The sequence below is a fragment of the Streptomyces sp. CB02959 genome, from assembly GCF_002803155.1.
GTDB lineage: Bacteria > Actinomycetota > Actinomycetes > Streptomycetales > Streptomycetaceae > Streptomyces.
In genome coordinates this window covers 24,837-50,415 of the sequence record NZ_NNBP01000044.1, presented here as the reverse complement: position 1 = coordinate 50,415, position 25,579 = coordinate 24,837, and the positions used below count along the sequence as shown (strand labels likewise).

Sequence of the window (25,579 nt, the reverse complement as noted above, 5' to 3'; positions counted from 1 at the left end):
CGCGCGGCGAGCAAGGCGAGCCGCCTTGAACCTGTAGAGAAAGTTGTAACTCTCAGCCGGGCTGGGCCTGAAGTCCTGCGCGCGCTGCGAGTCGACGCTAGTCGGTGCCACCGTTCAGCGCTGACGGCAACCCTGACGGCAACGACGGCACACAGAGACCGTTGATCACGACCATCAGCGATCAGCCGGGAGGAAGGCGGAGCCCCTGCCCAACCGCCTGCCCGATCCTACGGATCAGAAGGTTGCAGGTTCGAATCCTGCCGAGCGCACAGCAGGTCAGAGGCCCCGTCGAGGAATCGACGGGGCCTCTGGCGTATGTGTTGACGGCGGTGGTTGACGGCGGCCGCGTCGGAGGGGCGGGGTGGGTGGCCGACGGGGGGCGGTCGCGGTGCCGGTTTCGGCGGGTGTGTTGCTGTCCGCGTCAGTGGGTCTTCGGCCTGACCGGATGCGGAGGGCTGGGGGTGAGCCGGGTGGATGCCGTGCGCGGGGAGCGTGGGAGTGGTCAACGGGGCTGAGTTTGCCGTGCGTTCTGGTTGGGGGGTGTTCAACTCCGGTCTGGTGGGCTCGATCGGGTGTGTCGCGCGGCCGTGGAAGCTTCGGAGTCGGCAGCGCTCCGTTGGGAGGTTCATGGGTGGTTCTTGCCTAGGTGGCCGTCATGTGTAGGTGTGCGCGGGGGTGCGTGAGGGGGGCGGTGGGCTGTCCTCGTGGGGTGGGGGTGGCGCGGTGTGGTGCCAAGTGGTGCCAGGTGGTGTCAGCGGGGGGTTGGTTTGTGGGGGTGGTGTCTTGGTGGCTCAGGGGGGTGGGGGGGTGTTTGGGCAGGTCAGGGGGGTGTTTTGGGGGGTGGGGTGTGGTGGAGGGGTGGGGGTGGTTGCGTGTGGTGCCATGGTGGTGTCATTATGGCGTCATGGACCTCACTCCGTATGTCGACAGTCTGCGTCGGGAGCTGGCGGTGGCCGCCGAAGCCGGCGGGGACGATGCCCGCGAGTTGGCCGAGCGGCTCACTGCTCCTCTGGAGTCGGCGACCCGCCTGACCATGCTCAATGTGCTCTCCGCCGCGATGGACGAGATCACCCGGGAGCTCGCGCCCGGTTCGGTCGACGTGCGGCTGCGCGGGCTGGAACCCGACTTCGTGGTGACGCCACCGCCTGGTGGCAGCGGTCATGCGGAAGCCGTGGTCGCGGCCGTCGAACCGCTTGCGGCGCCGCTGCCCGAGGACGGCGAGGAGGGCGGCACCGCCCGCGTCAATCTGCGGCTGCCGGCCCGCCTCAAGGCGCGTGCCGAGGAGGCCGCGAACCGTGAGGGCCTGTCGGTCAACGCGTGGCTGGTGCGTGCCGTGTCGGCCGCGGTCGACGGTGGTGCCAGGCCGCGTGCGACGGAGCGGTCCCACACCGTCGGGCAGAACTTCAAGGGCTGGGTGCGCTAGCCGCGCCCGCGCTCGACCCACTTCACCCACACCACGTCCTCACCAGCGGGGACGGCCATGAGACCCAAGAGGACGGGACAGCCATGCCTTCTTTCGACACTCCCGAACCGATCTCGGTCACGGCGCACGTGGACGCCGGTTCCATCCAGTTCAGCGCGGGCGACCGCCTCGACACGGTCGTCGAGGCGCGGCCCCGCGACCCGCAGCGGGACGCGGACGTGCGGGACGCCGAGCGCACCGAGGTGACGTACGCGGGCGGTGCGCTGACCGTGCGGACGCCCAAGCAGCGCTATCTGCTGGGGCGCACCGGCGTCGTCGACGTGACGGTCCAGCTGCCCGCCGGCTCGCGCGTCGAGATGGTCGGTGCCTGGACCCAGGTGCTCGGCGAGGGCCGGCTCGGCGAGGTCCGGGTGAAGACCTCCTCGGGCGATGTCCGCCTGGATGCGACCGGGCCGCTGCAGCTGACCGCGTCGCACGGCTCGATCAGCGTGGACCGCGTCGAGGGCGCGGCCGAGATCACCACCAGCTCCGGCAGCCTGCGGGTCGGGCTGGTCGACGGGCCCGCGGTCCTGAAGAACTCGCACGGCACCACGACCGTCGGCGCCGCGACCGGGGAGCTGCGGGTGAGCGGTGCCAACGGCGACATCGACATCCTGCGCGCCGAGGACTCGGTCACCGCGACCACCGCGCACGGCACCCTGCGGGTGGCCGAAGTGGCCCGCGGCAGCGTCCAGTTGGAGACGTCGTACGGCGCGATCGAGGTCGGTGTCCGTGAGGGTACGGCTGCCTGGCTCGACGTCAGCTCGGACTCCGGTCAGGTGCGCAACGGGCTCGCCGCGTCCGAGTCCCCGGGGGAGGCCGAGGACACCGTCGAGGTCCGCGCCCGTACCCGGTACGGCAACATCGACATCCTGCGCGCCAAGCCCTGAGCGCCCTCGCGGGTCTCGCAGTCTGTCTCGTCAGCAACTCGTCTCATTCTTTTGCTACTTCAGGTATCAGGCGGAGAGCTCCAAGGCTTCTCCTGTCATGATCAGGCCAATTTGGCGGGGTGACCGGTCCGCGGTCGCCCGGCGCCGTCCGGCCGCACCGACCGCCACGAGAGGACATCCGATGAGTGAAACGGTTCCCGTCCCGCACGGCCTTCCGATGGAGCGCGACGCGAGTCCCTTCGACCCGCCCCGCCGGATCACCCGGCTGCGCGAGGCCCGCCCGGTCAGTCCCCTGGTCTTCCCCGACGGGCACGAGGGCTGGCTCGTCACCGGCTACGACGCGGTCCGCCGGCTCATGGCAGACACCCGGTTCAGCTCCCGCCAGGACATCGGCGTTCTCCACCTGCCGTACGAGACCCCCGGCATGCCCGCAATCACCGAACCGTCCCCGCAGGTGCCGGGCCTGTTCATCGCCATGGACCCGCCGGACCACTCCCGGCTGCGGCGCAAGCTCACCGGCGCCTTCACCGTCAAGCGCATGAAGCAGCTCGAAGCGCACATCGGCGACATCGTCGAGCGGCAACTGGACGAACTGGCGCGCCTGACCCCGCCGGTCGACCTGGTCAAGGAGTTCGCGCTGCCGGTGCCCTCGCTGGTGATCTGCGAACTGCTCGGTGTCCCCTACGAGGACCGGGGGAACTTCCAGGAGAACTCCGCCAAGTTCATGGAGAAGGAGGTGACGCTCGAAGAGAAGATGGCCGCGTACGGCGCGATCACCACGTACCTGGCCGAGCTGGTCACGCGCAAGCGCGCCGAACCCGGCGAGGACATCCTGTCCGACCTGGCCCGCCAGGACGACCTCGGTATCGAGGAACTGGTCGGCATCGCCTTCCTGCTGCTGCTCGCGGGCCACGAGACCACCGCCAACATGCTGTCGCTGGGCACCTTCGCGCTCCTGGAGCACCCCGAGCAGCTGGCCGAACTGCGCGCCGACCCGGATCTGCTGCCCGACGCCGTCGAAGAGCTGCTGCGCTACCTGTCCGTCGTCGACACCTTCTACCGCTACGCCACGGAGGACATCGAACTCTGCGGTGAGACGATCGCCGAGGGATCGACCGTCGTCGTCTCGCTGCTGGCCGCCGACCACGACCCCGACCGCTTCGACGACGCCGACACCCTGGACGTCCACCGCAAGGCCCGCGGGCACCTGGCCTTCGGCCACGGCGTCCACCAGTGCCTCGGCCAGCAGCTGGCCCGCATCGAGATGCGCGCCGGTTTCGAAGGACTGCTGCGTCGCTTCCCGACGCTGGAGCTCGCCGTCCCCGCCGGCGAGGTGAAGCTCAAGACCGACATGAACATCTACGGTGTCCACGCGCTGCCGGTGACCTGGACGGAAACGGCCCGGTAGCGCCGTCGGCCGGGCGTCGCGGCAGGTGAGAGGCCCCGTCGGGAATCGGCGGGGCCTCTGGCGCGGGGCGGGGGCGGTGGGGTCCGGTCGGCGGCTGGGGCGCCGGGGCGGACCGGCGGGTGGGGCCGGGGCGTAGGACCGGTACCGGACCGGTCCTTGCGCGGCCCCTTATCGGGTCTGCGGCGAGCCGGCCGCCTGGAGGTCGACGTAGCGCACGAGGCGGATGCCGCAGGAGTCGGCGGAGAGCTCCGGGTGCCGGTACACGGCCCGGTTGCCGCGGTACATGTTGCGCCACCACTCGACGATCCACGAGATCGCCAGATGGAGGAATCCGACCAGCCAGCGGCGGAACAGCCGGGGCAGATGGGGGGTGCTGCCGTCCGTCACCCGGATCACGCGGGTGCGGGTGAAGAGCTTGCCGATGCTCGCGCCGGCGATGCGGGTCAGCAGGACGTGGTTGACGAAGGAGAGCCCGAAGGCCGCGCAGGGGATGAGGGGGAGGACCTGCCGGACGTTGTTGCGGGCGGTGAGCGCGACCAGGGCCGCGACGCCGGCGAACAGCAGTCCGTCGATGGCCGACGCCCCGTAGCGGCGTACCCAGTCGGCGGGGGCGGGGACGCCCGGGGGCGGCCCCTGAGGCGCGGCCGGCTGCTGCTGGTAGGCGCCGGGCTGCTGCTGGTACGCCTGCTGCTGGCCGTACGGGGCCGGGGGCGGTGGGGTCTGGGGGTACGCCTGCTGCTGCGGGTACGGGGCGGGGGGCTGCTGTTGGCCGTACGGGGACTGGGGCGGCGGGGCCTGTTGGTACGGCTGCTGCTGGTACGGCTGCTGTTGATAGGGCTGCTGGTAGGGCTGTTGTGGTGGGGGCTGCTGGTTGTACTGCGGATTCGGCTGCGGCGGGAAGGACTGGTCCGACATGAGTACGGATCCTTCCACGGGTGGGTGGGGGATGCGGCAGGCCCGGTATTTCGGGGGAATTGGGTGAGTCGGGCGAGTTGTCGGGTGAGTCGGTGGGTGGGGCGGTGGGTGAGTTGTTCGGTGAGCTGTCGGGTGAGTTGTAGGGCGGTCGGGCGGAGGGGGTGGTCAGAGGTGTCGGGGTGGGGCGGTGTAGTGGGCCCAGGGGCCGGTGGGGGTGGTGGGGGTGAGGTGGGGGTGGAGGAGGAGGTCGTCGTCGTAGTCGCCGGTGTTCTGGTGGCGGAAGGGGAGCGGGTCGGTGGTGGGGAGGGTGAGCAGGCGGTGGCGTAGGCGGTCGGCGGCGGTGGCGTAGGCGTCCGGGGTGGTGCGGTCCGCGCCGGGGATCAGGAGGGGCGGGACGACGGACATGCCCGTGTACCAGAGGGCGCCGTGCTGGAGGGGGAAGAGGAGGTCGTTGAGGTCGCCGTTGACGCCCCGGGGGCCGAGGGTGGCGGCGCGGGCGCCGGAGGTGACGACGACCAGGGCGCGTTTGCCGGTCAGCGGGCCGTCGCCGTAGCGCTGCGGGCGGCCGGTGGCGGGGTCGGTGCGGCCGAACGCGAAGCCCTTGACGAAGACGCGGTCGAACCAGCCCTTGAGGATGGCGGGCATGCCGTACCACCAGAGGGGGAACTGGACGACGAGGGTGTCGGCCCAGTCGAGTTTCCGCTGTTCGGCGGCGATGTCGGGGCTCAACCGGCCGCCGTTGTAGGCGCGTTCGGAGGCGGCGCCCACGTGGAGGCGGTCGGCCGGGTCGTGGTCGGCGTAGTCGGCGGCGTCGACCACCGGGTTCCATTTCATGGCGTAGAGGTCGGAGACCTGGTGCTGGTGGCCGTGGGCTTCGAGGGTGCGCAGCCCGTCCGTTTTGAGGGCGCCGTTGAGGGAGCGGTGGTCGGGGTGGGCGAACAGCCAGAGGACCTTCATGGCGTCCACCCTCCGCGGTGGGGCGGACGGCGGACGAGTGGCTCGAAGGTCATGCTGTGCAAGGATCCGGCCATGGACTGGGGTCGAGCGGACGAGCGGGAGCCGGACCGGAACGGACTGCGGCGGCACCGGGTGGCGGTGCTGGTGCGGCCGGGGATGCTGCCCATCGAGTTGGGGATCGTGCACCGGATCTTCGGGGAGGCCAGGTCGGCGTCCGGCGAGGAGCTGTACACGGTGGTGACGTGCGCGCTGGAGCCGGGGGAGGTGCGCACCGACGCCGACTTCACGATCAACGTGGCGCACGGACCGGAGGTGTTGGAGACCGCGGACACGGTCGTCCTGCCGGCCTCCGGGATCGACTACGACCTGGGGACGGAGCAGCGGGAGGGGCGGCTGAGCCCGCCGATGGCCGACGCGCTGGCCCGGATCCGGCCGGGGACCCGGATCGCGTCGATCTGCACCGGGGCGTTCGTGCTGGCCGCGGCCGGGCTGCTGGACGGGCGGCGGGCCACCACGCACTGGCGGTCGGTGGACGACTTCCGGCGGCTGTTCCCGCAGATCGAGCTGGACGCCGATGTGCTGTACACCGACGAGGGGGACGTGCTGACGGCGGCCGGGGTCGCCTCCGGTGTCGATCTCTGCCTGCACATGGTGCGGTGCGACCACGGGGCGGCGGTGGCCAACGACGTGGCGCGGCGGACGGTGGTGCCGCCGCACCGGGAGGGCGGGCAGGCGCAGTACGTGCGGCGGCCGGTGCCGGAGCCGCAGGTGTCGTCGACGGGCGCGGCGCGGGCCTGGGCGCTGGAGCACCTGGACCGGCCGCTGAGCCTGCGGGAGCTGGCGGCCCGGGAGTCGATGAGCGTACGGACCTTCACCCGGCGGTTCCGGGAGGAGGTGGGGCTGTCGCCGGTGCAGTGGCTGACGCAGCAACGGATCGAGCGGGCCCGGCAGTTGCTGGAGGAGACGGTGCTGACGGTGGACCGGGTCGCGGCGGACGCGGGGTTCGGGACGGCGGCGTCGCTGCGGCAGCACTTCCAGGTGGCGCTGGGGGTGTCGCCGCGGGCCTACCGGAGCACGTTCCGGGGGGCGGGGGAAGGGGAGGAAGGGGCAGACGGGGAGGAAGGGGTGCAGGGAGTACAGGGAGTGCAGGGGGAGCGGGATGGGCGGGCGGTGGCTGTGGGGGCTGTGGTGGCTGTGTCGGCTGTGGGGTAGCGGTGCTGGTGGGCCTGGTGGGCCTGGTGGGCCTGGTGGGCTCGGGTGGTTGGTCCGGGTGCCGGGTGCCGGGTGCCGGGGCGTTGTCGGTGGGCGGTCGTACGCTGACGGTGTGTGGCGTTGTACGGGACCGCGGTGGTCGGGCGGCGGGCCGGAGGCCGGGCCGGCGGGGCAATTCGGCCAGCGGCTCGGTTGGTACTGCGCGGAGCGGGGCGCCGAGCGGGTGAGCCTGCTGCCGCCGGGGAAGGCGCTGGCGTTCGCGGCGGTCGGGGAGCGGCGGTGCCTGGGGGTGCGGCGGGCCGGGCGGTGGCTCGTCTGCCCGTACGGCGCGGTGCTGGAGGGCGAGGGGGTGAAGGACCAGTGCGCGCGGTGTGCGCAGCTGGACCGGTCGCGGTCGGTGGCGGCGGACACCATGGCCGATGATCCCCGTCCGTACGGCGTCTATCTGGCGTACTTCGGGCCCGGTCTGGTCAAGGTGGGGATCACGGCGGCGGAGCGCGGTGCGGCGCGGCTGGTGGAGCAGGGGGCGGTGGCGTACGCCTGGCTGGGGCGTGGGCCGCTGATGGCGGCGCGGCGGGCGGAGGCGCTGCTGGGGAGCGCGCTGGGGGTCCCGGACCGGTTCGCGAAGGAGGCGAAGCGGGCGGCGCGCGGGGCGTTGCCCCCGGTGCCGGAGCGGGCCGCGGAGCTGGGCGAACTGCACGGTAGGGCCAGGGGGTTGGCGGGCTGGCCGGAGTCGCTGGAGCCGGTGGATTTCGCGTGTGCGGATCACTCGGAGCTGTTCGGGCTGGCGCGGGTGCCGGCGGGCGGGGTCGCGGAGCTGGGCGGGCTGACCGCCGGGGCGGAGGTCGTGGGCGAGGTCGTGGCCGGGGCGGGGGCGGACGTGTATCTGCGGTTGGCCGGTGAGGGGGCGGCCGACGCGGGCGGCGGGGCCGGGGTGGTCGCCGTCATGGACGCGCGGGTGTGGTCCGGGTGGGTGCTGGGCGCGGCCCGGGGGCGGGTGACGACGGTGCCGGTGCGGCGGGCCGCGGAGGCGGACGGGCCGCGGGGGCAGCGGGGAGGGGAGCAGGAAGGGTTGTTTTGAGGGGCGGGTGGGGGTTGTGTGGGGCGCTGGTGGGGCGGCGCCCGAGTGGGGCGTGCGACTCGGTGCGTGAGCGGTGTGTGGGAGGACGTATGGCAGGGCGTGCTGCGGTGGACGGGGACGGGCGGGTCGGGGAGTTCTGGCGGGGGCTGGGGCTGCCGGGGCTGATCGATGTGCACACGCACTTCATGCCCGAGCGGGTGATGGCGAAGGTCTGGGCGTATTTCGACGCCGCCGGGCCGCTGGTGGGGCGCCACTGGCCGATCGCGTACCGCTACGAGGAGGACGAGCGGCTGGCGGTGCTGCGGGGCTTCGGGGTGCGGGCGTTCACGTCGATGATCTATCCGCACAAGCCCGGTATGGCGCGCTGGCTGAACGGCTGGGCGGCGGACTTCGCGGCCCGTACGCCGGACTGCCTGCGGACCGCGACGTTCTTCCCGGAGGACGGGGTCGCGGCGTACGTGGCGGACGAACTGGCCGGCGGGGCACGGGTCTTCAAGGCGCATGTGCAGGTGGGCGGGTACGACCCGGCGGACCCGGTGCTCGACCCGGTGTGGGGCCTGCTGGCGGAGGCCGGGGTTCCGGTGGTCGCCCACTGCGGATCGGGGCCGGTGCCGGGCAAGCACACCGGGCCGGAGCCGATCGCCCGGGTGCTGGCCCGGCATCCCCGGTTGCGGCTGGTCGTCGCCCATATGGGGATGCCGGAGTACGTCGACTTCCTGGAACTGGCGGCCCGCTATCCCGGGGTGTGCCTGGACACCACGATGGCCTTCACGGATTTCGTCGAGCAGGCCGCGCCGTTCCCGAAGGCGGAGCGGGGGCGGCTGCTGGACGCGGGCGACCGGGTGCTGTTCGGGAGCGACTTCCCCAACATCCCGTACGGGTACGCGCATGCACTGGAGGTGCTGGAGCGGATGGAGTTGGGGGAGGAGTGGCTGCGGGCGGTCTGTTACGGGAACGGGGCGCGGCTGTTCGGGGTGGAGTAGCCGGCGAGTGGGACGGGATGGGGCGGGAGGGGCTCCAGGGGCTGGAGGGGGCTCGTTCTCCTTCCCCTTCGCCTTCCCCTTCGCCTTCGCCTTCGCCTTCCCCTTCCGGTTCCGGTTAAGGAGTGGCGGGGACGTCCGCAGTGGCGGCTTCGGCGGCTTCCGCGGCTTCGGTGGTCGCGGTGGCCAGGTGGGCCAGGGCGGTGCGGAGGTCGGCGAGGGTGGGCCCGTCGGTGACGCGTTCGGTGGCGGGGTCGATCTTCGGGCCGATGGCGGGGATCTCCCGGCAGGCGTCCGCGACGACCTTGCCGGTCATCATGCGCAGGGTTTCGCGGAGTTGGGCGTTGGCGTGGTCGCCGCCGGTGGGGAACGGCGAGGCGGTGATCACGGCGACCGGCTTGCCGACGCACTCGCCGCTGCTGACCAGCCAGTCGAGGGCGTTCTTGAGGACGCCGGGGACGCCGTGGGCGTACTCGGGGCTGACGATCAGCAGGGCGTCGGCGCCGGCGACGGCGGTGCGCAGGGCGGCGACGGGGGCGGGCGGGGTGGCGCCCTCGCCGTCCAGATCGGGGTTGAAGTGCGGGAGCGCGCCGATGTCCGCGGTGGCGGTGGGACCGTCGAAGAGTTCCAGGGCGGAGCGCAGAACGGCGCCGTTGGCGGAGCGGGCGCGGAGACTGCCGGAAACGGCCAGGAGTCGGGTCATGGGGGTGACGTTACGGGGGCGCGCGGGGGCGGGGCGGTGGGGCGTGGTGAGGGGAGCGGAGGGCGCGCCCGTCGGGTGGCCGCGGGCTTGACCGAAGGGAGGGGAGATTCTCAGGAGATTCACAGAAACCGGCAAGGGAGCTTTCAGAGGCCCAGGTCAGGCTGCCTGGCATGACCCTGACTTCGTCGACGTCCTCAGCTTCGAACCGTGCGCAGGTCCCGGGCTCGTCCTCCAGGAGGACGGTCGGTAGGGCGACCGGCAGGCAGCCGGAGTTGTTGCGGGCGGACGGCAGTCCGGTGCGGGTGCTGGTCGTGGACGACGAGTCCTCGCTCGCGGATCTGCTGTCGCTGGCGCTGCGTTACGAGGGCTGGGACATCCGGGCGGAGGGCGACGGCGCGGGTGCGCTGCGGTGCGCCAGGAGTTGGCGGCCGGATGCGGTGGTGCTCGATGTGATGCTGCCGGACATGGACGGGCTGACCGTCCTCGGCCGGCTGCGGAACGAGCTGCCGGACGTGCCGGTGCTGTTCCTGACCGCCAAGGACGCGGTCGAGGACCGGATCGCCGGGCTGACGGCGGGCGGCGACGACTACGTCACCAAGCCGTTCAGCCTGGAGGAGGTGGTGGCCCGGCTGCGCGGGCTGCTGCGGCGGGCGGGTGCGGCGGCCGTGCGTACCGAGTCGCTGCTGACCGTGGGCGGCCTGGTACTGGACGAGGACAGCCACGAGGTGTGGCGGGACGGTCAGGACATCCATCTGACCGCCACGGAATTCGAGCTGCTGCGCTATCTGATGCGGAATCCGCGGCGGGTGCTCAGCAAGACCCAGATTCTGGACCGGGTGTGGAGCTACGACTTCGGGGGGCAGGCCAACGTCGTGGAGCTGTACATCTCGTATCTGCGGCGGAAGATCGACGCCGGGCGGGAGCCGATGATCCACACCCGGCGGGGCGCGGGCTATCTGATCAAGCCGGCCGGGTAGCGGGCGGTGGGCTCTTCCGTGGCCGCGGCGACGCCCGGGTCCGCATCCCGTCCCGGTTCCGGTTCTGGTTCCGTTTCTGGTCCGCATCCACCTGCCGGATCCCTTTCGGAGGCCACTTCCGGCCCCCGTTCCGACTCCCGTCCCCGTTCCCGCCCCCGTCCCCGATTCGGTTTCGGGGGTTTCGGGCCGGGAGGGCGGCGGCGCTGGACGCTGCGGACGCGGCTGGTGGTGTCGGCGGTGGCGCTGATCGCCGTCGTGGGGGCGGTGATCAGCACGGTCACGGCGGTCGCGCTGCATTCGTATCTGCAGGGGCAGTTGGACGGTCAGCTGAGGGAAGGCATCCGGCGGGCGGAGGAGCCGCGGCCGCACGATCCGCTGCGGGACCAGGGGCTGGAGTTCGTGGCCATGCCCGGCCAGCCGTTCGGGTCGGTGGGGGCGCGGGTCGGGCCCGGTGGGGGGCTCCAGGTCGGTGCGCGGATGAACCGTTCGACGAGCCGGTTGCCGTCCGAGCGCCTCACCTCGCTGAGCGGGGACCAGCTCGCGGTGCTGGACGGGGTGCCCCGGGACGGCAAGCCGCACAGTTCGGATCTGCCCGGGCTCGGCTCGTACCGGATGCAGTACGCCAAGGACGGCGTGCTGGTGCTGGGGATGCCGCTGAACGGCGTGAACGACACGGTCGGGCGGCTGGTGCTGATCGAGTGCTGTGTGACGCTCGCCGGGCTGGTCGCGGCGGGGATCGCGGGCTCGGCCATGGTCGGGATCGCGCTGCGGCCGCTGCGGCGGGTCGCCGCGACCGCGACCCGGGTGTCCGAACTCCCGCTCCATCAGGGCGAGGTGGCGCTGCATGTGCGGGTGCCGGCGGCCGAGGCGGACGCCCGGACGGAGGTGGGGCAGGTCGGGGCCGCGCTCAACCGCATGCTGGGGCACGTGGGCTCGGCGCTGTCGGCGCGGCAGGAGAGCGAGACGAGGGTGCGGCGGTTCGTCGCCGATGCCAGCCATGAGCTGCGCACGCCGCTCGCGTCGATCCGGGGCTATGCCGAGCTGACCCGGCGCGGGAAGGAGCGGCCCGGTCCGGAGACCCGGCATGCGCTGGGGCGGATCGAGTCCGAGGCCGAGCGGATGACCGGCCTGGTGGAGGACCTGCTGCTGCTCGCCCGGCTCGATGCGGGGCGGCCGCTCTCGTACGGGACGGTGGATCTCTCGCCGCTGGTGGTGGACGCGGTCAGCGATGCGCGGGCGGCCGGTCCCGACCACGGCTGGCGGCTGGAACTGCCCGACGTGGCGGCGTCCACGCCCGCGCTGGTGCGCGGGGACGCCGACCGGCTGCACCAGGTCCTGGTCAATCTGCTGGCCAACGCGCGGACGCACACACCGGAGGGGACGACGGTGACCGCCCGGGTGCGGACCGTGCGGCGGCCGCGGCCGAGTGGGGCGGGGCCGGCGGGGTCCGGGCCTTTCGGTGTGGTGGGGGACGCGGTGCAGTTGGAGGTGCAGGACGACGGGCCCGGGATTCCGGCCGCGTTGCTGCCGCATGTCTTCGAGCGGTTCGCGCGGGGCGACGCGTCCCGTTCGCGGAGCGCGGGGAGCGGCCGGAGCGGGGGCAGTACGGGGCTGGGGCTGGCCATCGTGGAGGCGGTGGTGGCCGCGCACGGCGGGACGGTGGAGGTGGCGAGCGTCCCGGGGCGGACGGTGTTCACGGTGACGCTGCCGGCGGGCGGGCGGGGGCCCGCGTAGCGCGCGACCGCCGGGCTCACAGCCCGCGCACAGGCTCACCACACGGCCGTGACAGGGCGGTTGGCGACCGTCGTGAGCATGACGACGCCTCCGCCGAGCCCGACGCCGTTGGGTTCCCTGCCGCCCCGTGAGCATCTGCGCCCGGGCCAGATCGAGACCGTCCTCGATGTCGTGGTCCCCGTCTACAACGAGGAGAAGGACCTCGAACCCTGTGTGCGTCGGCTGCACGACCACCTGGTCCGCACCTTCCCCTACGGGTTCCGGATCACCATCGCGGACAACGCGAGCACCGACGACACGCCCGGGATCGCCGCCCGGCTGGACGACGAGATGGACTACGTCACCGCCGTGCGGCTGGAGCAGAAGGGCCGCGGCCGGGCGCTCCGCACGGTGTGGTCGCTGTCCGAGGCGCCGGTGCTGGCCTATATGGACGTCGACCTGTCCACCGACCTCAACGCGCTGCTGCCGCTGGTGGCGCCGCTGATCTCCGGGCATTCGGACCTGGCGATCGGGTCCCGGCTCAGCCGGAGCGCGCGGGTGGTCCGCGGGCCGAAGCGGGAGTTCATCTCGCGCACCTACAACCTGATCCTGCGGGGCTCGCTCGCCGCGCGGTTCTCCGACGCGCAGTGCGGCTTCAAGGCGATCCGCGGCGATGTCGCGGGGCGGCTGCTGCCGATGGTCGAGGACACCGGCTGGTTCTTCGACACCGAGATGCTGGTGCTGGCCGAGCGGGCCGGGCTGCGGATCCACGAGGTGCCGGTGGACTGGGTGGACGACCCGGACAGCACCGTGCACCTCGTGCGGACCGCGACCGACGACCTCAAGGGCGTCTGGCGGGTGGGGCGGGCGCTGGCGACCGGTGCGCTGCCGTTGGACCGGTTGGCCCGGCCGTTCGGCGAGGACCCCCGGGACCGGGAACTGGCCGGGGTGCCGGGCGGGCTGGCCCGGCAGGTCGTCGGGTTCGCCGTCGTCGGGGCCCTGAGCACCCTGCTCTACCTCGGCCTCTACTCCCTCTTCCGGCTCGGGGTGGGCCCCCAACTGGCCAACGCAGCCGCCCTGTTGGTGTCGGCCCTGGGCAACACGGCCGCCAACCGGCGGCTGACCTTCGGGGTGCGGGGCCGGGAGCGCGCGGTCCGCCACCAGGCGCAGGGCCTGGTGGTCTTCGCCATCGGACTGGCGCTGACCAGCGGGTCGCTGGCGGCGCTCGACTCCGCCACCGTCAACCCCTCGCACGGCAGCGAGCTGGCCGTGCTGGTGGCCGCCAACCTCGCGGCCACGGTGCTGCGCTTCCTGCTCTTCCGCGCCTGGGTGTTCCCGGAGCGCGAGCGGCGGGAGGCGGCGGGCCGCACGGCCGGGGAGGGGCAGGACCGGCCCGGGACGCCCGACAGCAAGCTCGGCGCGCAGGACGCGCACGACCGGAACGACTTCAGCAGGAGCACGCGATGAGCCCCCGTCCACCCCGTACAGAGCAGGAGAGAGCGATGGCCCCGGAGCGGGCGGCAGCGGACGACGTGTCGGCGGGAGGGCCGGGGAACGGCCCGGGTTCCGCCTCGGGAGCCGCGGCGCGCGGCTTCGCCCAGCGGGTCGTGCGGGGGTGGCCGGAGGACCCGCGCTGGGCCCGGCCGGCGCTGCTGGCCCTGTTGGCGGTCACCGCGGCGCTCTACCTCTGGGACCTGTCGGCGTCCAAGTACGCCAACCAGTTCTACTCGGCCGCCGTACAGGCCGGCAGCGTCAGCTGGAAGGCGTTCTTCTTCGGCTCCTCGGACGCGGCCAACGCCATCACGGTGGACAAGCCGCCGGCCTCGCTGTGGCCGATGGAGCTCTCCGTGCGGCTCTTCGGGCTGAACTCCTGGGCGGTCCTGGTGCCGGAGGCGCTGATGGGCGTCGCCGCGGTCGGCGTGCTCTACGCGGCCGTGCGGCGCCGCTTCGGGGCGGCGGCGGGCCTGCTGTCGGCCGGGTCGCTGGCGCTCACACCGGTCGCCGCGCTGATGTTCCGCTTCAACAACCCGGACGCGATGCTGTGCCTGCTGATGGTGTGCGCGGTCGCCTGTGTGCTGCGCGCCCTTGAGGCGGGCCGGACGAAGTGGCTGGTGCTGGCCGGGGTCTGCTTCGGCCTGGGCTTCCTGACCAAGACCCTCCAGGCGTGGCTGATCCTGCCGGCGCTGGCCGTGGTCTACGCGTGCTGCGCGCCGGTCCGGGTGCGCAGGCGGCTGGGGCAGCTGCTGCTGGCCGGGCTGGCGCTCGTGGTGTCCGGCGGCTGGTGGGTGGCGATCGTCGAGCTGCTGCCGGCGTCGGCCCGCCCCTACGTGGGCGGTTCGCAGACCAACAGCTTCCTGGAGCTGACGTTTGGCTACAACGGCCTGGGGCGGATCGACGGGAACGAGCGGGGCAGCGTCGGGGGCGGCCACCGCGCCGGCGGCCCGGGCGGCGGCTGGGGCCAGACCGGGATCACCCGGCTGTTCTCCTCCGACATGGGCGGTCAGATCTCCTGGCTGCTGCCCGCCGCGCTGATCCTGCTGGTCGTCGCGGTCGGCATGCTGTGGCGGGCGCGGCGCGCGGTCGACGCCGAACAGGCGGCCCAGCGCACGGAGTTCCTGGTGTGGGGCGGCGCGCTGCTGATGACGTTCACCATCTTCAGCTTCATGTCCGGGATCTTCCACCAGTACTACAACATCGCGCTGGCCCCGTACATCGCGGCGCTGGTCGGCATGGGGTCGGTGCTGCTGTGGCGGCGCGGCGGACGGCCGGCGCGGAGCGTACTGGCGGTGGTCGCCGGGGTGACGGCGGTCTGGTCGTACGTCCTGCTGGGCCGGTCGCCGCAATGGCTGCCGTGGTTGCGGTGGGCGGTGCTGGTGCTCGGTCTGCTGGCGGCGCTGGGGCTGCTGCTGACGGCGTGGACGGGTGCGCGGGACGGCGTGCGGCCGGCCGCGGACGGCGAGCACGCGGACGGCGATCCGGCCGACGGCGATCCGGCCGACGGTGATGCGGCCGGCGGTGCCGGAGCGGGCGCGGTCGGGCCGGACGGCCGGGTGCCGGGGCGGGCGCGGCGGCGGGCCGGGGTCGTGGCCGGTGTGGCGGCCGGGCTCGGGGTGGCGACGGCGCTGGCCGGCCCCCTCGCGTACACCCTGGACACCGTCAACACCCCCAAGGGCGGCTCGATCATCACCGCCGGTCCCGCGGTCCAGGGCGGCGGGAACTTCCCCGGCGGCGGTCGGGGGCGGATGCTCTGGAAGGGCGGCAACAGGATCGCTCTGCCGGGCGGCGCCGGCGGGCGCAGCAAGGGGAGCAAGGGGAACAAGGGGGGCCAGGGCTTCCCCGGCGGCGGCCAGATGGGCGGCTTCCCCGGCTTCCCCGGCGGGCCCGGCGGTGCCGCGGGGCACGGCGGCCGGATGCGCGGGACGGCCGGTATGGGCGGCCTGCTCAACGGCGCCTCGGTGAGCGCCCAGGCCGAGCGCCTGGTGGAGCGGAACGCCGACCGGTACACCTGGGCCGCCGCGGCCGTCGGCTCCCAGAACGCCGCGAGCTACCAACTCGCCACCCAGAAGCCCGTGATGGCGATCGGCGGCTTCAACGGGAGCGACCCGTCGCCGACCCTCGCCCAGTTCCAGCGCTACGTGGCGCAGGGGAAGATCCACTACTTCATCGTGGGGGAGCGGGGCCTGTTCCGCGGCGCCCCGGGCGGTGAGGGCAAGCAGGCCGGCGGCCCGGGGATGCCCGGTGGCGGCCGCGCCGAGCAGGGTCCCGCGACGCAGATCAGCGCCTGGGTCGAGAAGACCTTCAAGAAGGTCACCACCGGTGGCGCCACCTTCTACGACCTGACCCGGCGGAAGGCGTAGCGGCGGGGTCCGCCACCCCCGGTCGAAAACAGATGTACGGCGTATAAGAGTCCCTGTACGGTGTAAGTCAACCGCTCGCACCGTACAGGGAGCTCGTATGTCCGCCGTGGCCCCCGACGCCACCACCCTCCAGCCGCCGGGCAGGCCCGCCACGCGCTGGCTGATCCTGGCCGTCATCTGCCTCGCGCAACTCACGGTCGTCCTCGACAACACCGTGCTGAACGTCGCGGTCCCGTCCCTCACCGAAGAACTGGGCGCGACCACCGCCGACGTCCAGTGGATGCTCAACGCCTACTCGCTGGTCCAGTCCGGCCTGCTGCTGATAGCCGGCAACTCCGCCGACCGCTACGGCCGGAAGAAGATGCTCGTCGCCGGCCTGGCGCTGTTCGGCCTGGCGTCGCTCGGCGCCACCCTCGCCCAGTCGCCCGGCCAGCTGATCGGCGCCCGTGCCGTGATGGGCATCGGCGGCGCGCTGCTGGTCACCACCACCCTCGCCGTCACCATGCAGATCTTCGACGACGCCGAGCGCCCGAAGGCCATCGGCATCTGGAGCTCGGTGAACTCCCTGAGCTTCGCCGCCGGGCCGCTGATCGGCGGCACGCTGCTGGACCACTTCTGGTGGGGCTCGCTGTTCCTGGTCAACCTCCCGGTCGTGGGGATCGCGCTGGTCGCCGTCCTCGCCCTCGTCCCGGAGTCCAAGAGCCACGGCGGTGAGCGCCCGGACGTGCTGGGCGCCCTGCTGTCGATGGTCGGCATGGTCGGCGTGGTCTTCGCGATCATCTCCGGTCCGGTGACCGGCTGGACCTCGGGCCGGGTGCTGGTCTCGGCCGCGGTCGGCATCGCCGGCCTGGCCCTCTTCGCCTTCTGGGAGCTGCGCATCCCGCACCCCATGCTGGACATGCACTTCTTCCGCAACCGCCGGTTCATCGGCGCGGTCTCCGGCGGCATCCTGGTGGCCTTCGGGATGGGCGGCTCGATCTTCCTGCTCACCCAGCACCTCCAACTGGTGCTCGGCTACGGCCCGCTGGACGCCGGTCTGCGGATGGCGCCGCTCGCCCTCACCGTCGTGCTGATCAACTTCACCGGTCTGGGCGCCCGGCTGACGCCCCGCATCGGCACCCCGGGCATGATCGTCTCCGGTATGACCCTGCTGTCCGTCGGCCTCGCCGCGATCTCGCTGCTCGGCGGCCACAGCTACGGCGGGATGCTGCTGGGCCTGGTCGTCATGGGCATCGGCGTGGCGATCGCGATGCCGACGATGGCCAACGCCGTGATGTCCGCGATCCCGCCCGCCAAGGCCGGCGTCGGCGCCGGGGTCAACGGCACCCTGATGGAGTTCGGCCAGGGCCTGGGCGTCGCGGTGCTCGGCGCGGTCCTCAACTCCCGCTTCGCCGCGCTGATTCCGCTGGTCGCCGCGGGCGCCGGCTCGCTCCCCGCGGCCCTCGCCCGGACCCATACGGCGCAGGAGCGCACCGCCGTCCACGACGCCTTCGCGTCCGGTATCGGCACCAGCCAGCTGGTCGGTGCGGCGGCCGTCTTCCTCGGCGGGATGCTCGCCGCGGTGCTGCTGCGCCGCGCGGAGCGCGCCGGGAGCGGGGCGGGCGGCCCCGAGGCCCAGGGCGGCGCGGAGGGCGCAGGTCAGGGCGCCGGCCCGAGCCCCGCCCCGGCCCCGGCGGAATAGCATCGACACCGGACGGGACGTCACACCCGTCCCGTCCGGTCCGGCGGCCCGCACATCCGCACGACCCGTACGACCCGTACGACCCGAGGAGGGGCGCCATGGCAGCAGCGACGAACGGGCGCGCCAAGCAGCGACCGCACAGCGTCTGGCTGACCGAACGCCCCCCGCTCAGGAGGAAGGCGGAGCAGCCGGCCGGGCTCGACCTGGAGAAGATCGTCGGGGCGACGGTCCGGCTGCTCGACGCCGAGGGGCTGGCCAAGTTCTCCATGCGGCGCCTGGCCGCCGAACTCGGCGTCACCGCGATGTCCCTCTACTGGTACGTCGACACCAAGGACGACCTCCTGGAGCTGGCCGTGGACGCGGTGGCCGGCGAGATGGAGCTGCCCGACGCGTCCGACGACACCGCCGACTGGCGCGACCAGCTCCGCGGCCTGGCCCGCTCCTACCGCGACATCCTGCTGCGCCACCCCTGGGCACCCCGGCTGCTCGGCGAGGTCCTCAACATCGGGCCGCACGCCACGGCCCTCTCCAACGCCACCCTGCGGGTGATGGCCCGCAGCGGTCTGGGCCCGGACCACACCTCCGGCGCGCTCGCCTCGGTCTTCCAGTTCGTCTACGGCTTCGCGACCATCCGGTCCCTGCACGAGGCGCGCTGCCGGACCGCCGGCATCAGCCTCGACGACTACTTCACCCAGGTCGTCGCCGCGGTCTCGGACCGCCCCGAGTTCGCCGAGATGCGGGAGCTCTCCAGCCGCGCCGGCTACGCCATGGGCGACGGCAACGCCCGCGACATGCTCGACCGCGACTTCGCCTTCGCCCTGGACCTGCAGATCGCGGGCATCGACGCGATGCGGGCCGGCCAGGCGGGCTGAGCGGCCCCCTGGACCGCGCCGTCCGGGCGTGCCGCGCCGCCCGCCACGAGGCGTCCGCCCGCTACGGCAGGTCCGCCCGCCACGGCGCGTCCGCCCGTTCCGACCACGCGACACCCTGCCGGTCGATGTGCTGTCCCTCGGGGTGTTCGGTCCGCGCGCAGGGCCGGGGGTTGTTGCTGGCCTTCGGCCGGGTCGCCCCGCACAGCCGGGGCTGGCGGACCGGGCACGACTGGGTCATCTCACACCGCCACCAGGTCGGTACGGGTGCGGGCCCGGACCGGTCGGGAACGGTCCGGGCCCACGGGTTGGGGGTCGCAGTCCGGTTCGTCGGGCGGGCGCCGGACTGCGACGGTCGGTGGGGCGGTCCGACCGGCCCCGCACGGTCCGGGGACCGCGCGGGGCCGGGTCAGGCCGCCGGTGGGTGGGTCACTTCGTGAAGGCCGCGGCGCCGTTCGGGGTGCCGAGGCCGGTCGGGCCGTCGTAGCCCTTGCCCGCGGTGCAGAGGTACGCCGGCGAGCAGGAGCCGTTGGCGCCGCTGCTGACGTCGTTCAGCGACGTGGCGTGGGTGTACGGGTACGAGGCCGGGGTGTCGGACGCGCCCGGGGCACCCGCGAGGGCGTAGACGCCGGCGATGAACGGGGCGGAGGCGCTGGTGCCGCCGTACACGTTCCAGCCGGTGGCCTGGTAGCTGTCGTAGACCGCGAGGCCGGTGGCCGGGTCGGCGACCGAGGCGACGTCCGCGACGGTGCGCTTGGCGCAGCCGGTGTCCTTCTGCCAGGCCGGCTTGGCGTCGTACTGGGAGCAGCCGGAGCCGGCGCCCTCGCCGCCCGCCTTGGTGCCCCAGACCGACTCGCTCCAGCCGCGCGTGCTGCTGTCCTTCTTGAGCGAGGTGCCGCCGACCGCGGTGACGTACTGCGAGGCCGCCGGGTACTCGACGCCGTAGCCGCTGTCACCGGAGCTGACGGTGATCGCCACGCCCGGGTGCTTGAAGTACTTCTCGTCCGAGGTGGTGTCGGTCGAGTCCTCGGGGCCGCCGTAGCTGTTGGAGACGAACTTGGCGCCCATGGTGACCGCGCGGTTCACCGCCGCGCCCAGGTCGTCCATGTTGGCGCTGTTCGCCTCGACCAGCAGGATGTGGCAGGAGGGGCAGGACGCGCTCACCATGTCGACGTCGAGGGATATCTCACCGGCCCAACCGGCGTCCGGCGCCGGGTACTTGGTGCCGCCGTTCTGGTCGACCTTCTTGAAGCAGCCGTTGGCCGTGGTGCAGTCCGGCAGGCCGTACTGCTTGCGGTAGGTCGCCAGGTCCTTCTCGGCGTTGGGGTCGTCGTTGGCGTCGATGATCGCGACGGTCTGCCCGGAGCCGCCGGTCTTCGGCAGGTTGTAGGCGCCCTGAAGGTCGCTGGGGCCGAAGCCGGACGGGGTGAGGTGGCGGCCGAGCGCGAGGCTCTGCTTCACGTCGGTCCGGGCCACCGCGTTGCAGGCCATGTAGCCGGGCTTGGCCGGCTCCGCGCACAGGCGGTGGGTGGGGACGGACGTCGACGCGGTGGGGGACGCGTGCGGGGCGGCCGGGGCCGGGGCTGCGCCCGCCGGTGCGGCGGCGATCAGGCCGCCGATGACGAGGGTGGCCGCCGACAGCAAGGCCGGGACGCCGCGGCGCACCGACCCTCCGGTGCGGTCCGCTCTGCTGCTGTCCGCCGTGCTGTTTCGCAGGGAAGGCAAGGGAGTGACCTCCGTGGGGGGAGAGGGGGGCCGGCGGCCGACGGTCCGCGGACGCCAGGTGGGGGGTGCGGGTGCGGTGCGGGAACGCAGTGGTGCCGGTGGTGCGGTGGTTCCGGTGGTGCAGGGGGCGGATCCGCGGAGTCGCGTGGTCCGGGCGGCATGTCACGAACATGACAGTCGGCGGTGCGGAGGTGTGACGCGCAGACCTCCGCACGGTGCCCCGTCACGTCACGGGCATGACGTCCGGCCCCCCGTGGACTCCGTACAGCTCCGGTGGTGCGTCGCGCACGTGCACTCGGTGGGTGCCACCCCGGTCAGTGGTGGCTTGTTAGGAAAGTAGTGAACACACTGTCAAAGGGACACCGGGTTACGGCAAAGCCTTCTCCTGGTCCGCTTTTGGCTGCCTCCCGGCCACCCGCCCGCCCGGCGGTGCGGCCCGCTACCTTGGTGCGTCATGGAGTTGGAAGAAGACGCGGTCGGGAACCTCGTCGCGCTGGGCCTGGCCCGCTACGAAGCACGGATCTATCTCGCCCTGATCCGGCGGGAGTCGTACACCGCGGCCGAGGTCGCCCGCGAGGCCGACGTACCGCGCCAGCGGGTGTACGACGTGCTGGACGCGCTGGTCCGGCGGCGGCTGGCCAATACGCACCCCGGACGGGTGGCGACCTATTCGGCCGTCGCCCCCGAACTCGCCGTCGCCCGGCTGGTGGCGCTGCAACGCGAGTCCCTGGAGCGGCTGGAGCGCGCCTCCGGCACCCTGGCCGCGTCCCTCCAGCCGCTGTGGGCGGACGGCCGCGGGCACAGCGACCCGCTCGACTACGTGGAGATCCTGCGCGACCCCACGGCGATCTCCGAACGGTTCGCCGACATCCAGCGGCAGGCCCGCCGCGAGCTGTTGAGCTTCTGCAAACCGCCGTTCGTCGCCCCGGCGGAGAACGCCGAGGGCATGGCGGCCGCCCGCCGGCTGCACCGGGCCGGCGGCGTCATCCGCGCCATCTACTCCTCCGGCGCCATGGAGGACGCCGGCATGCTCGCCAACGTCCGCAGCTTCGCGGAAGCCGGCGAGGAGGCCCGCTTCACCGCGGACCTGCCGCTCAAACTCGTCATCGCCGATGCCTCGGTGGTCCTGTGCGACATGCCCGACCCGGTGGCCGGCGCGGACTCCACCACCGCCCTGGTCATCGAGCACCCGGCGCTCGCGGCCTGTCTGCGGCTGGCCTTCCTGACGGTCTGGGAGACCGCGGCCACCGCCCCGGAACCGCACGCGGCGCTCCGGACGTAGCCGAAGGGGCGGGCCCGGCGAACGATTCGCCGGGGCCCGCCCCTTCGCGCGGACGCGCACGGACTCGCGTCCGGCCGCCGCTCAGCCCATGGGCAGGCTCTCGCCCTGGACGGCCTGGATGTCCAGCTCGACCTTGAGGGTGGTGCCGATGGCCGCGATACCGGCGGCCACGACCTGGTTGTAGTTCATCTTGAAGTCCTCGCGGCGCAGTTCGGCGGTGGCGCGGAAGGCGGCGCGGACGCCGCCCCACGGGTCCGGGCCGGTGCCGAGGTAGCTGAGGTCGAGGTCGACGGGGCGGACCACGCCGTGCAGCGAGAGGTCGCCGTGCACCGTCCAGCGGTCCGGACCGGCCGGTTCGAGTCCGCTGCTGCGGTAGGTGATCTGCGGGTAGACCTCGACGTTGAGGAAGTCCTCGTTGCGCAGGTGGCCGTCGCGCATGCCGTTGCCGGTGTCGATCGACGCGGCCTTGATGACCGCCTCCACCCGGGACTTCTCGACGTCCTCGGCGATGTCGATCCGGCCGCTGAACTCGGTGAAGCGGCCGTGCACGCTGGAGATGCCCAGGTGCTGGGCGACCGCGGCCACCGTGGAGTGCATGGGGTCGATGGTCCAGGGGCCCGGCGGCGGGAGTTCCACGCCGCCCTGGCGGGCCAGGACGACGCTGCCGACGTCCATCCGGCCGCTGGCCGTGACGATCGCGCTGGAGGCGACCGGTGCGTAGCCGACGGCGGTCACGATGACCGTGTAGGGGCCGGCGGGCAGCGGCTCCGCGCTGCGCACCGCACCGTCCTCGTCGGCGGACGCGCGCAGCACCTGCGCGCCCGTCATGTCGGTGACGGTCAGCACGGCGTGCTGTACCGCCCAGCCGTCCCGCGTGCGGACCTGTGCCCGTACTCCCGCAGCTCCCGCGCCCGTCGAAGTCATTTACGTGCCTCTCCCGTTCAGTGCCGGTACGTGCCGTGTGGTGCGGGTACGTGCCGTGCCTGTCCGTGCGTGTGTCCGTGTGAGCGTGTGGTCCGTCGGGCCCTGCGGGCCTGGGTGGTCCCGGTCCGGCCCCCGGTGCGTACCGTTCCCCGGCCGGTCGGTGGAGGGGTGGACTCCGGCGGCGGCCTGCAGGCCGTCCCCTGCCTGTGCGCAGCGCCGCCGCCGGAGTCCGGGGTCCGGGCCGGGGCGCGTCTCCGCTCAATGCGCGCCCCGGTCCGGGGTGTGTCGGCCGGGCCGCCGCGGTCGCGGGGCCCGGGTCCGGGGTCAGTCCCCGGGGTGGGAGAGCTGGACGTCGTAGCCGTCCAGCCCGCCGGCGTTGACGGCCAGGCCGGTGGCGACCGGCGGGTAGCCGCTCGCGATGACCGTGTAGTCGCCGGCGTTCAGGTCGGTGAAGGCGTAGGCGCCGTCCGCTCCGGTGGTGGAGGTGGCCACGACGTTGCCGGCCGCGTCGACCAGGGTGACCCGGGCGTCGGCCAGCGGGGCACGGTCCGCCCCGGCCCGGACGACACCCTGCACCCGGGCGCCGGACAGCAGCTCGATCTCGGTGCGGGTGGTGCCCTGGCCGCCGATCTCGACGGGCTGGGCGGCGGGCCGGAAGCTCGCCGCGTTGACCGCCACGGTGTAGGTGCCGGGGGCCAGTTCGCCGAAGGAGAAGGTGCCCTCGGCGGAGGTCCGGCTGGTGGCGAGCACCTCGCCGCGGACGTCGGTGACGACGACCATCGCGTCGCCCACCGGTTCGCCGGTGATCGCGCTGCGGACCTGGCCGGTCAGGCCGCTGGTGCCGCTGAGCAGGATGTCGTAGCCGTGCGGCGTCTCGCCGATGACGACCGTGGACGCCTGCGGCTGGTGGCCGTCGGCCGCCGCGATCAGGACGTACGAGCCGGCGCCGGGCGCCTGGAGCGCGTAGGAGCCGTTGGCCTGGGCGACCGAGCGGCCCAACTGCCGGCCGCTGAGCGAGATCAGCGTGACGGCGGAGCGGGGCACCGGGTTGCCCTCGGCGTTGCGGACGAAGCCGTGGACCGAGGAACCGGTCGGGGTGGCGTCACCGCCGCCGGCGGACGCGTACGCCGCCAGGGGCTGGGCCGCCGCGGCCGGCTTGGCCCAGGAGGGGGTGTGCAGGCCGTCGTCGTCGGATATGGAGTCGGACAGGGAGGGGACAGCACCCACCAGGGCGGGTTCCCGCTCCTCGACCGCGGCGGCGGGCGCCGGGGCGGACGCGGCCGACGGGGCCGATGCCGCGGGGGCCTGGGACGCGTCGCCGTCGCCGTCTCCGGCGAGGGCGCGCTCCGTACCGGACTTGCTGCGCAAGGCGACCTCCTTGATGAACAGGGTGATGATCAGGGCGAGTAGGGCGAACGGAGCCGCGTAGAGGAAGACATCACCGACGCCGTGCCCGTACGCGTCCTCCATGATCGACCGGATCGGGGCCGGCAGCGCCGACAGGTCGGGGATCCCGTCGCTGCTGCCACCGCCGTGGCTCGCCGCCGCGGCGGCCTTGGGGCCGAGGGCCGTCAGGCCGTCGGTCACGTAGTGCGTGACGCGGTTGGCGAGCGCCGCGCCGAGCGCCGAGACGCCCACCGCACCACCGAGGGTACGGAAGAAAGTGACCAGCGAACTGGCGGATCCGATGTCCTGCGGCGCGACCTGGTTCTGGGTCGCCAGGACCAGGTTCTGCATCATCATGCCGACGCCCAGGCCCATCAGCGCCATGTAGACGGCCGCGTGCCAGTACGGGGTGTCCGTGCGCAGCGTGCCCAGCAGGCCGAGGCCCGCGGTGAGCAGCACACCGCCGCTGACGAGGAAGATCTTCCAGCGCCCGGTACGGGTGATGATCTGGCCGGAGATCATCGAGGAGAGGAACAGGCCCATGACCATCGGAATGGTCATGATGCCGGACATCGTCGGGGTCTTGCCCTCGGCCAGCTGGAAGTACTGCGAGAAGAAGACCGTGCCGCTGTACATCCCGATGCCGACGAACAGCGAGGCGATGGTGGCCAGCGTGATCGTCTTGTTGCGGAACAGCCGCAGCGGGATCAGCGGCTCCTTGGCCTTGGACTCGATGATCACGAAGATCACCGCGAGCACCACCGCGCCGCCGACCATGGCGAAGGTCTGCCAGGAGATCCAGTCGTAGTTCTTGCCGGCCAGGGTGACCCACACCAGCAGCAGGGTGACCGAGGCGGCGATGAAGAACGAGCCGGCCCAGTCGATCTTGACACCCTCGCGCTTGACGACCGGGAGCTTCAGGGTCTTCTGGAGCACGATCAGCGCGATGACGGCGAACGGCACGCCGACGTAGAAGCACCAGCGCCAGCCGAGCCAGCTGGTGTCGGTGATGACGCCGCCGAGGAGCGGACCGCCGACGGTCGCGACCGCGAAGGTCGCGCCCAGGTAGCCGCTGTAACGCCCGCGCTCCCGCGGGGAGATCATCGCGGCCATCACGATCTGGGCCAGCGCGGACAGACCGCCCACGCCGATGCCCTGCACCACGCGGCAGGCGATCAGCATGCCGGTGTTCTGCGACAGACCGGCGACGACCGAACCGCCGACGTAGATGACCAGCGCGATCTGGACGAGCGCCTTCTTGCTGAACAGGTCGGAGAGCTTGCCCCACAGCGGCGTGGTCGCGGTCATCGCCAGCAGCGCCGCGGTGACGACCCAGGTGTACGAGCTCTGGCCGCCGTGCAGGTCGTGGATGATGTGCGGCAGCGCGTTGGAGACGATCGTCGAGGACAGGATGGCGACGAACATGCCGAGCAGCAGCCCGGACAGCGCCTCCATGATCTGACGGTGCGTCATGGGGCCGTCATGGGAAGCGCCGTGGCCGCCCCCATGCTTGGCATGCCCGCCCCGCACACCGGCTGGTGAGGTCGTAGCCATGTG

At 73.0% G+C, this 25,579-nt stretch carries 20 protein-coding genes; 13 read left to right on the top strand and 7 right to left on the bottom strand.

What is annotated here, in order from left to right; all coding sequences use genetic code 11:
- Positions 1 to 904: 904 nt before the first annotated feature.
- The 3 genes from CG747_RS42945 to CG747_RS42935 all read left to right on the top strand — a co-directional run bounded on the left by CG747_RS42945 (position 905) and on the right by CG747_RS42935 (position 3,760).
- Entirely contained in the window at positions 905 to 1,423 is a 519-nt protein-coding gene (locus tag CG747_RS42945; protein ID WP_100607322.1) for a toxin-antitoxin system HicB family antitoxin, read from the top strand.
- Between the two features lie 83 nt (positions 1,424 to 1,506).
- On the top strand, positions 1,507 to 2,352 hold the full coding sequence (locus CG747_RS42940; RefSeq protein WP_100607321.1) for a DUF4097 family beta strand repeat-containing protein: 846 nt from the start codon (positions 1,507 to 1,509) through the stop codon (positions 2,350 to 2,352).
- Between the two features lie 181 nt (positions 2,353 to 2,533).
- Positions 2,534 to 3,760, top strand: a complete 1,227-nt coding sequence (locus CG747_RS42935) for a cytochrome P450 (RefSeq protein ID WP_100607320.1) — start codon at positions 2,534 to 2,536, stop codon at positions 3,758 to 3,760.
- A 168-nt stretch (positions 3,761 to 3,928) separates the two neighbouring features.
- On the opposite strand, the gene CG747_RS42930 is transcribed toward CG747_RS42935, so the two are convergent.
- Both CG747_RS42930 and CG747_RS42925 read right to left on the bottom strand, forming a co-directional pair.
- On the bottom strand, positions 3,929 to 4,675 hold the full coding sequence (locus CG747_RS42930) for an RDD family protein (RefSeq protein WP_100607319.1): 747 nt from the start codon (positions 4,673 to 4,675) through the stop codon (positions 3,929 to 3,931).
- Between the two features lie 165 nt (positions 4,676 to 4,840).
- Complete coding sequence (locus CG747_RS42925; RefSeq protein ID WP_100607318.1) at positions 4,841 to 5,632, bottom strand: NAD(P)H-dependent oxidoreductase; 792 nt, start codon at positions 5,630 to 5,632, stop codon at positions 4,841 to 4,843.
- A gap of 72 nt (positions 5,633 to 5,704) precedes the next feature.
- On the opposite strand from CG747_RS42925, the gene CG747_RS42920 reads away from it, so the two are divergent.
- The 3 genes from CG747_RS42920 to CG747_RS42910 all read left to right on the top strand — a co-directional run bounded on the left by CG747_RS42920 (position 5,705) and on the right by CG747_RS42910 (position 8,908).
- Positions 5,705 to 6,844, top strand: a complete 1,140-nt coding sequence (locus CG747_RS42920) for a GlxA family transcriptional regulator (RefSeq protein WP_257981129.1) — start codon at positions 5,705 to 5,707, stop codon at positions 6,842 to 6,844.
- Between the two features lie 223 nt (positions 6,845 to 7,067).
- Positions 7,068 to 7,925, top strand: coding sequence for a DUF2797 domain-containing protein (locus CG747_RS42915; RefSeq protein ID WP_308303848.1), 858 nt, complete (start codon positions 7,068 to 7,070; stop codon positions 7,923 to 7,925).
- Positions 7,926 to 8,014: 89 nt separating this feature from the next.
- Complete coding sequence (locus CG747_RS42910) at positions 8,015 to 8,908, top strand: amidohydrolase family protein (protein ID WP_100607316.1); 894 nt, start codon at positions 8,015 to 8,017, stop codon at positions 8,906 to 8,908.
- Positions 8,909 to 9,023: 115 nt separating this feature from the next.
- Here CG747_RS42910 and CG747_RS42905 read toward each other — a convergent pair whose 3' ends face one another.
- Entirely contained in the window at positions 9,024 to 9,608 is a 585-nt protein-coding gene (locus CG747_RS42905; protein WP_100607315.1) for an NADPH-dependent FMN reductase, read from the bottom strand.
- A gap of 275 nt (positions 9,609 to 9,883) precedes the next feature.
- Here CG747_RS42905 and CG747_RS42900 point away from each other — a divergent pair, with 275 nt between their 5' ends.
- The 6 genes from CG747_RS42900 (at position 9,884) to CG747_RS42875 (ending at position 18,708) form a co-directional block, all read left to right on the top strand.
- Complete coding sequence (locus tag CG747_RS42900; RefSeq protein WP_100607338.1) at positions 9,884 to 10,585, top strand: response regulator transcription factor; 702 nt, start codon at positions 9,884 to 9,886, stop codon at positions 10,583 to 10,585.
- 237 nt (positions 10,586 to 10,822) lie between these two features.
- Positions 10,823 to 12,319, top strand: coding sequence for a sensor histidine kinase (locus CG747_RS42895; RefSeq protein ID WP_374701894.1), 1,497 nt, complete (start codon positions 10,823 to 10,825; stop codon positions 12,317 to 12,319).
- Between the two features lie 78 nt (positions 12,320 to 12,397).
- Positions 12,398 to 13,765, top strand: a complete 1,368-nt coding sequence (locus CG747_RS42890; protein WP_257981128.1) for a bifunctional glycosyltransferase family 2/GtrA family protein — start codon at positions 12,398 to 12,400, stop codon at positions 13,763 to 13,765.
- Between the two features lie 35 nt (positions 13,766 to 13,800).
- Positions 13,801 to 16,155, top strand: coding sequence for a glycosyltransferase family 39 protein (locus CG747_RS42885; RefSeq protein ID WP_257981127.1), 2,355 nt, complete (start codon positions 13,801 to 13,803; stop codon positions 16,153 to 16,155).
- 97 nt (positions 16,156 to 16,252) lie between these two features.
- Positions 16,253 to 17,836 carry an MFS transporter gene (locus CG747_RS42880; RefSeq protein ID WP_100607311.1) on the top strand — a complete coding sequence of 528 codons (1,584 nt, stop codon included), beginning with the start codon at positions 16,253 to 16,255 and terminating at the stop codon, positions 17,834 to 17,836.
- Positions 17,837 to 17,934: 98 nt separating this feature from the next.
- Positions 17,935 to 18,708 carry a TetR/AcrR family transcriptional regulator gene (locus CG747_RS42875; RefSeq protein WP_100607310.1) on the top strand — a complete coding sequence of 258 codons (774 nt, stop codon included), beginning with the start codon at positions 17,935 to 17,937 and terminating at the stop codon, positions 18,706 to 18,708.
- 61 nt (positions 18,709 to 18,769) lie between these two features.
- Here the strand turns inward: CG747_RS42875 and CG747_RS48600 are convergent, their stop codons facing one another.
- Positions 18,770 to 18,946 (bottom strand): hypothetical protein, encoded by a 177-nt coding sequence (locus CG747_RS48600; protein ID WP_180985969.1) that lies wholly within the window; start codon positions 18,944 to 18,946, stop codon positions 18,770 to 18,772.
- 188 nt (positions 18,947 to 19,134) lie between these two features.
- On the bottom strand, positions 19,135 to 20,430 hold the full coding sequence (locus CG747_RS42870) for a peptidase S8 (protein WP_374701893.1): 1,296 nt from the start codon (positions 20,428 to 20,430) through the stop codon (positions 19,135 to 19,137).
- Between the two features lie 454 nt (positions 20,431 to 20,884).
- Between CG747_RS42870 and CG747_RS42865 the strand changes: the two genes are divergently transcribed.
- A complete protein-coding gene (locus tag CG747_RS42865) occupies positions 20,885 to 21,712 on the top strand; it encodes a TrmB family transcriptional regulator (protein ID WP_100607308.1) in 828 nt (275 codons plus the stop codon).
- An 81-nt stretch (positions 21,713 to 21,793) separates the two neighbouring features.
- Here the strand turns inward: CG747_RS42865 and CG747_RS42860 are convergent, their stop codons facing one another.
- Positions 21,794 to 22,636, bottom strand: coding sequence for a YceI family protein (locus tag CG747_RS42860; protein WP_100607307.1), 843 nt, complete (start codon positions 22,634 to 22,636; stop codon positions 21,794 to 21,796).
- A 324-nt stretch (positions 22,637 to 22,960) separates the two neighbouring features.
- Entirely contained in the window at positions 22,961 to 25,576 is a 2,616-nt protein-coding gene (locus CG747_RS42855) for an MFS transporter (RefSeq protein ID WP_100607306.1), read from the bottom strand.
- Positions 25,577 to 25,579: the final 3 nt, after the last annotated feature.

Bases quoted from the DNA above. Each gene is read 5' to 3' on its own strand.
- CG747_RS42935 (WP_100607320.1), top strand. From the start codon at position 2,534: ATGAGTGAAACGGTTCCCGTCCCGCACGGCCTTCCGATGGAGCGCGAC.
- CG747_RS42855 (WP_100607306.1), bottom strand. From the start codon at position 25,576: ATGGCTACGACCTCACCAGCCGGTGTGCGGGGCGGGCATGCCAAGCAT.
- CG747_RS42925 (WP_100607318.1), bottom strand. From the start codon at position 5,632: ATGAAGGTCCTCTGGCTGTTCGCCCACCCCGACCACCGCTCCCTCAAC.
- CG747_RS42885 (WP_257981127.1), top strand. From the start codon at position 13,801: ATGGCCCCGGAGCGGGCGGCAGCGGACGACGTGTCGGCGGGAGGGCCG.
- CG747_RS42930 (WP_100607319.1), bottom strand. From the start codon at position 4,675: ATGTCGGACCAGTCCTTCCCGCCGCAGCCGAATCCGCAGTACAACCAG.
- CG747_RS42890 (WP_257981128.1), top strand. From the start codon at position 12,398: ATGACGACGCCTCCGCCGAGCCCGACGCCGTTGGGTTCCCTGCCGCCC.
- CG747_RS42875 (WP_100607310.1), top strand. From the start codon at position 17,935: ATGGCAGCAGCGACGAACGGGCGCGCCAAGCAGCGACCGCACAGCGTC.
- CG747_RS42880 (WP_100607311.1), top strand. From the start codon at position 16,253: ATGTCCGCCGTGGCCCCCGACGCCACCACCCTCCAGCCGCCGGGCAGG.
- CG747_RS42865 (WP_100607308.1), top strand. From the start codon at position 20,885: ATGGAGTTGGAAGAAGACGCGGTCGGGAACCTCGTCGCGCTGGGCCTG.
- CG747_RS42920 (WP_257981129.1), top strand. From the start codon at position 5,705: ATGGACTGGGGTCGAGCGGACGAGCGGGAGCCGGACCGGAACGGACTG.
- CG747_RS42940 (WP_100607321.1), top strand. From the start codon at position 1,507: ATGCCTTCTTTCGACACTCCCGAACCGATCTCGGTCACGGCGCACGTG.
- CG747_RS42910 (WP_100607316.1), top strand. From the start codon at position 8,015: ATGGCAGGGCGTGCTGCGGTGGACGGGGACGGGCGGGTCGGGGAGTTC.
- CG747_RS48600 (WP_180985969.1), bottom strand. From the start codon at position 18,946: ATGACCCAGTCGTGCCCGGTCCGCCAGCCCCGGCTGTGCGGGGCGACC.
- CG747_RS42860 (WP_100607307.1), bottom strand. From the start codon at position 22,636: ATGACTTCGACGGGCGCGGGAGCTGCGGGAGTACGGGCACAGGTCCGC.
- CG747_RS42945 (WP_100607322.1), top strand. From the start codon at position 905: ATGGACCTCACTCCGTATGTCGACAGTCTGCGTCGGGAGCTGGCGGTG.
- CG747_RS42905 (WP_100607315.1), bottom strand. From the start codon at position 9,608: ATGACCCGACTCCTGGCCGTTTCCGGCAGTCTCCGCGCCCGCTCCGCC.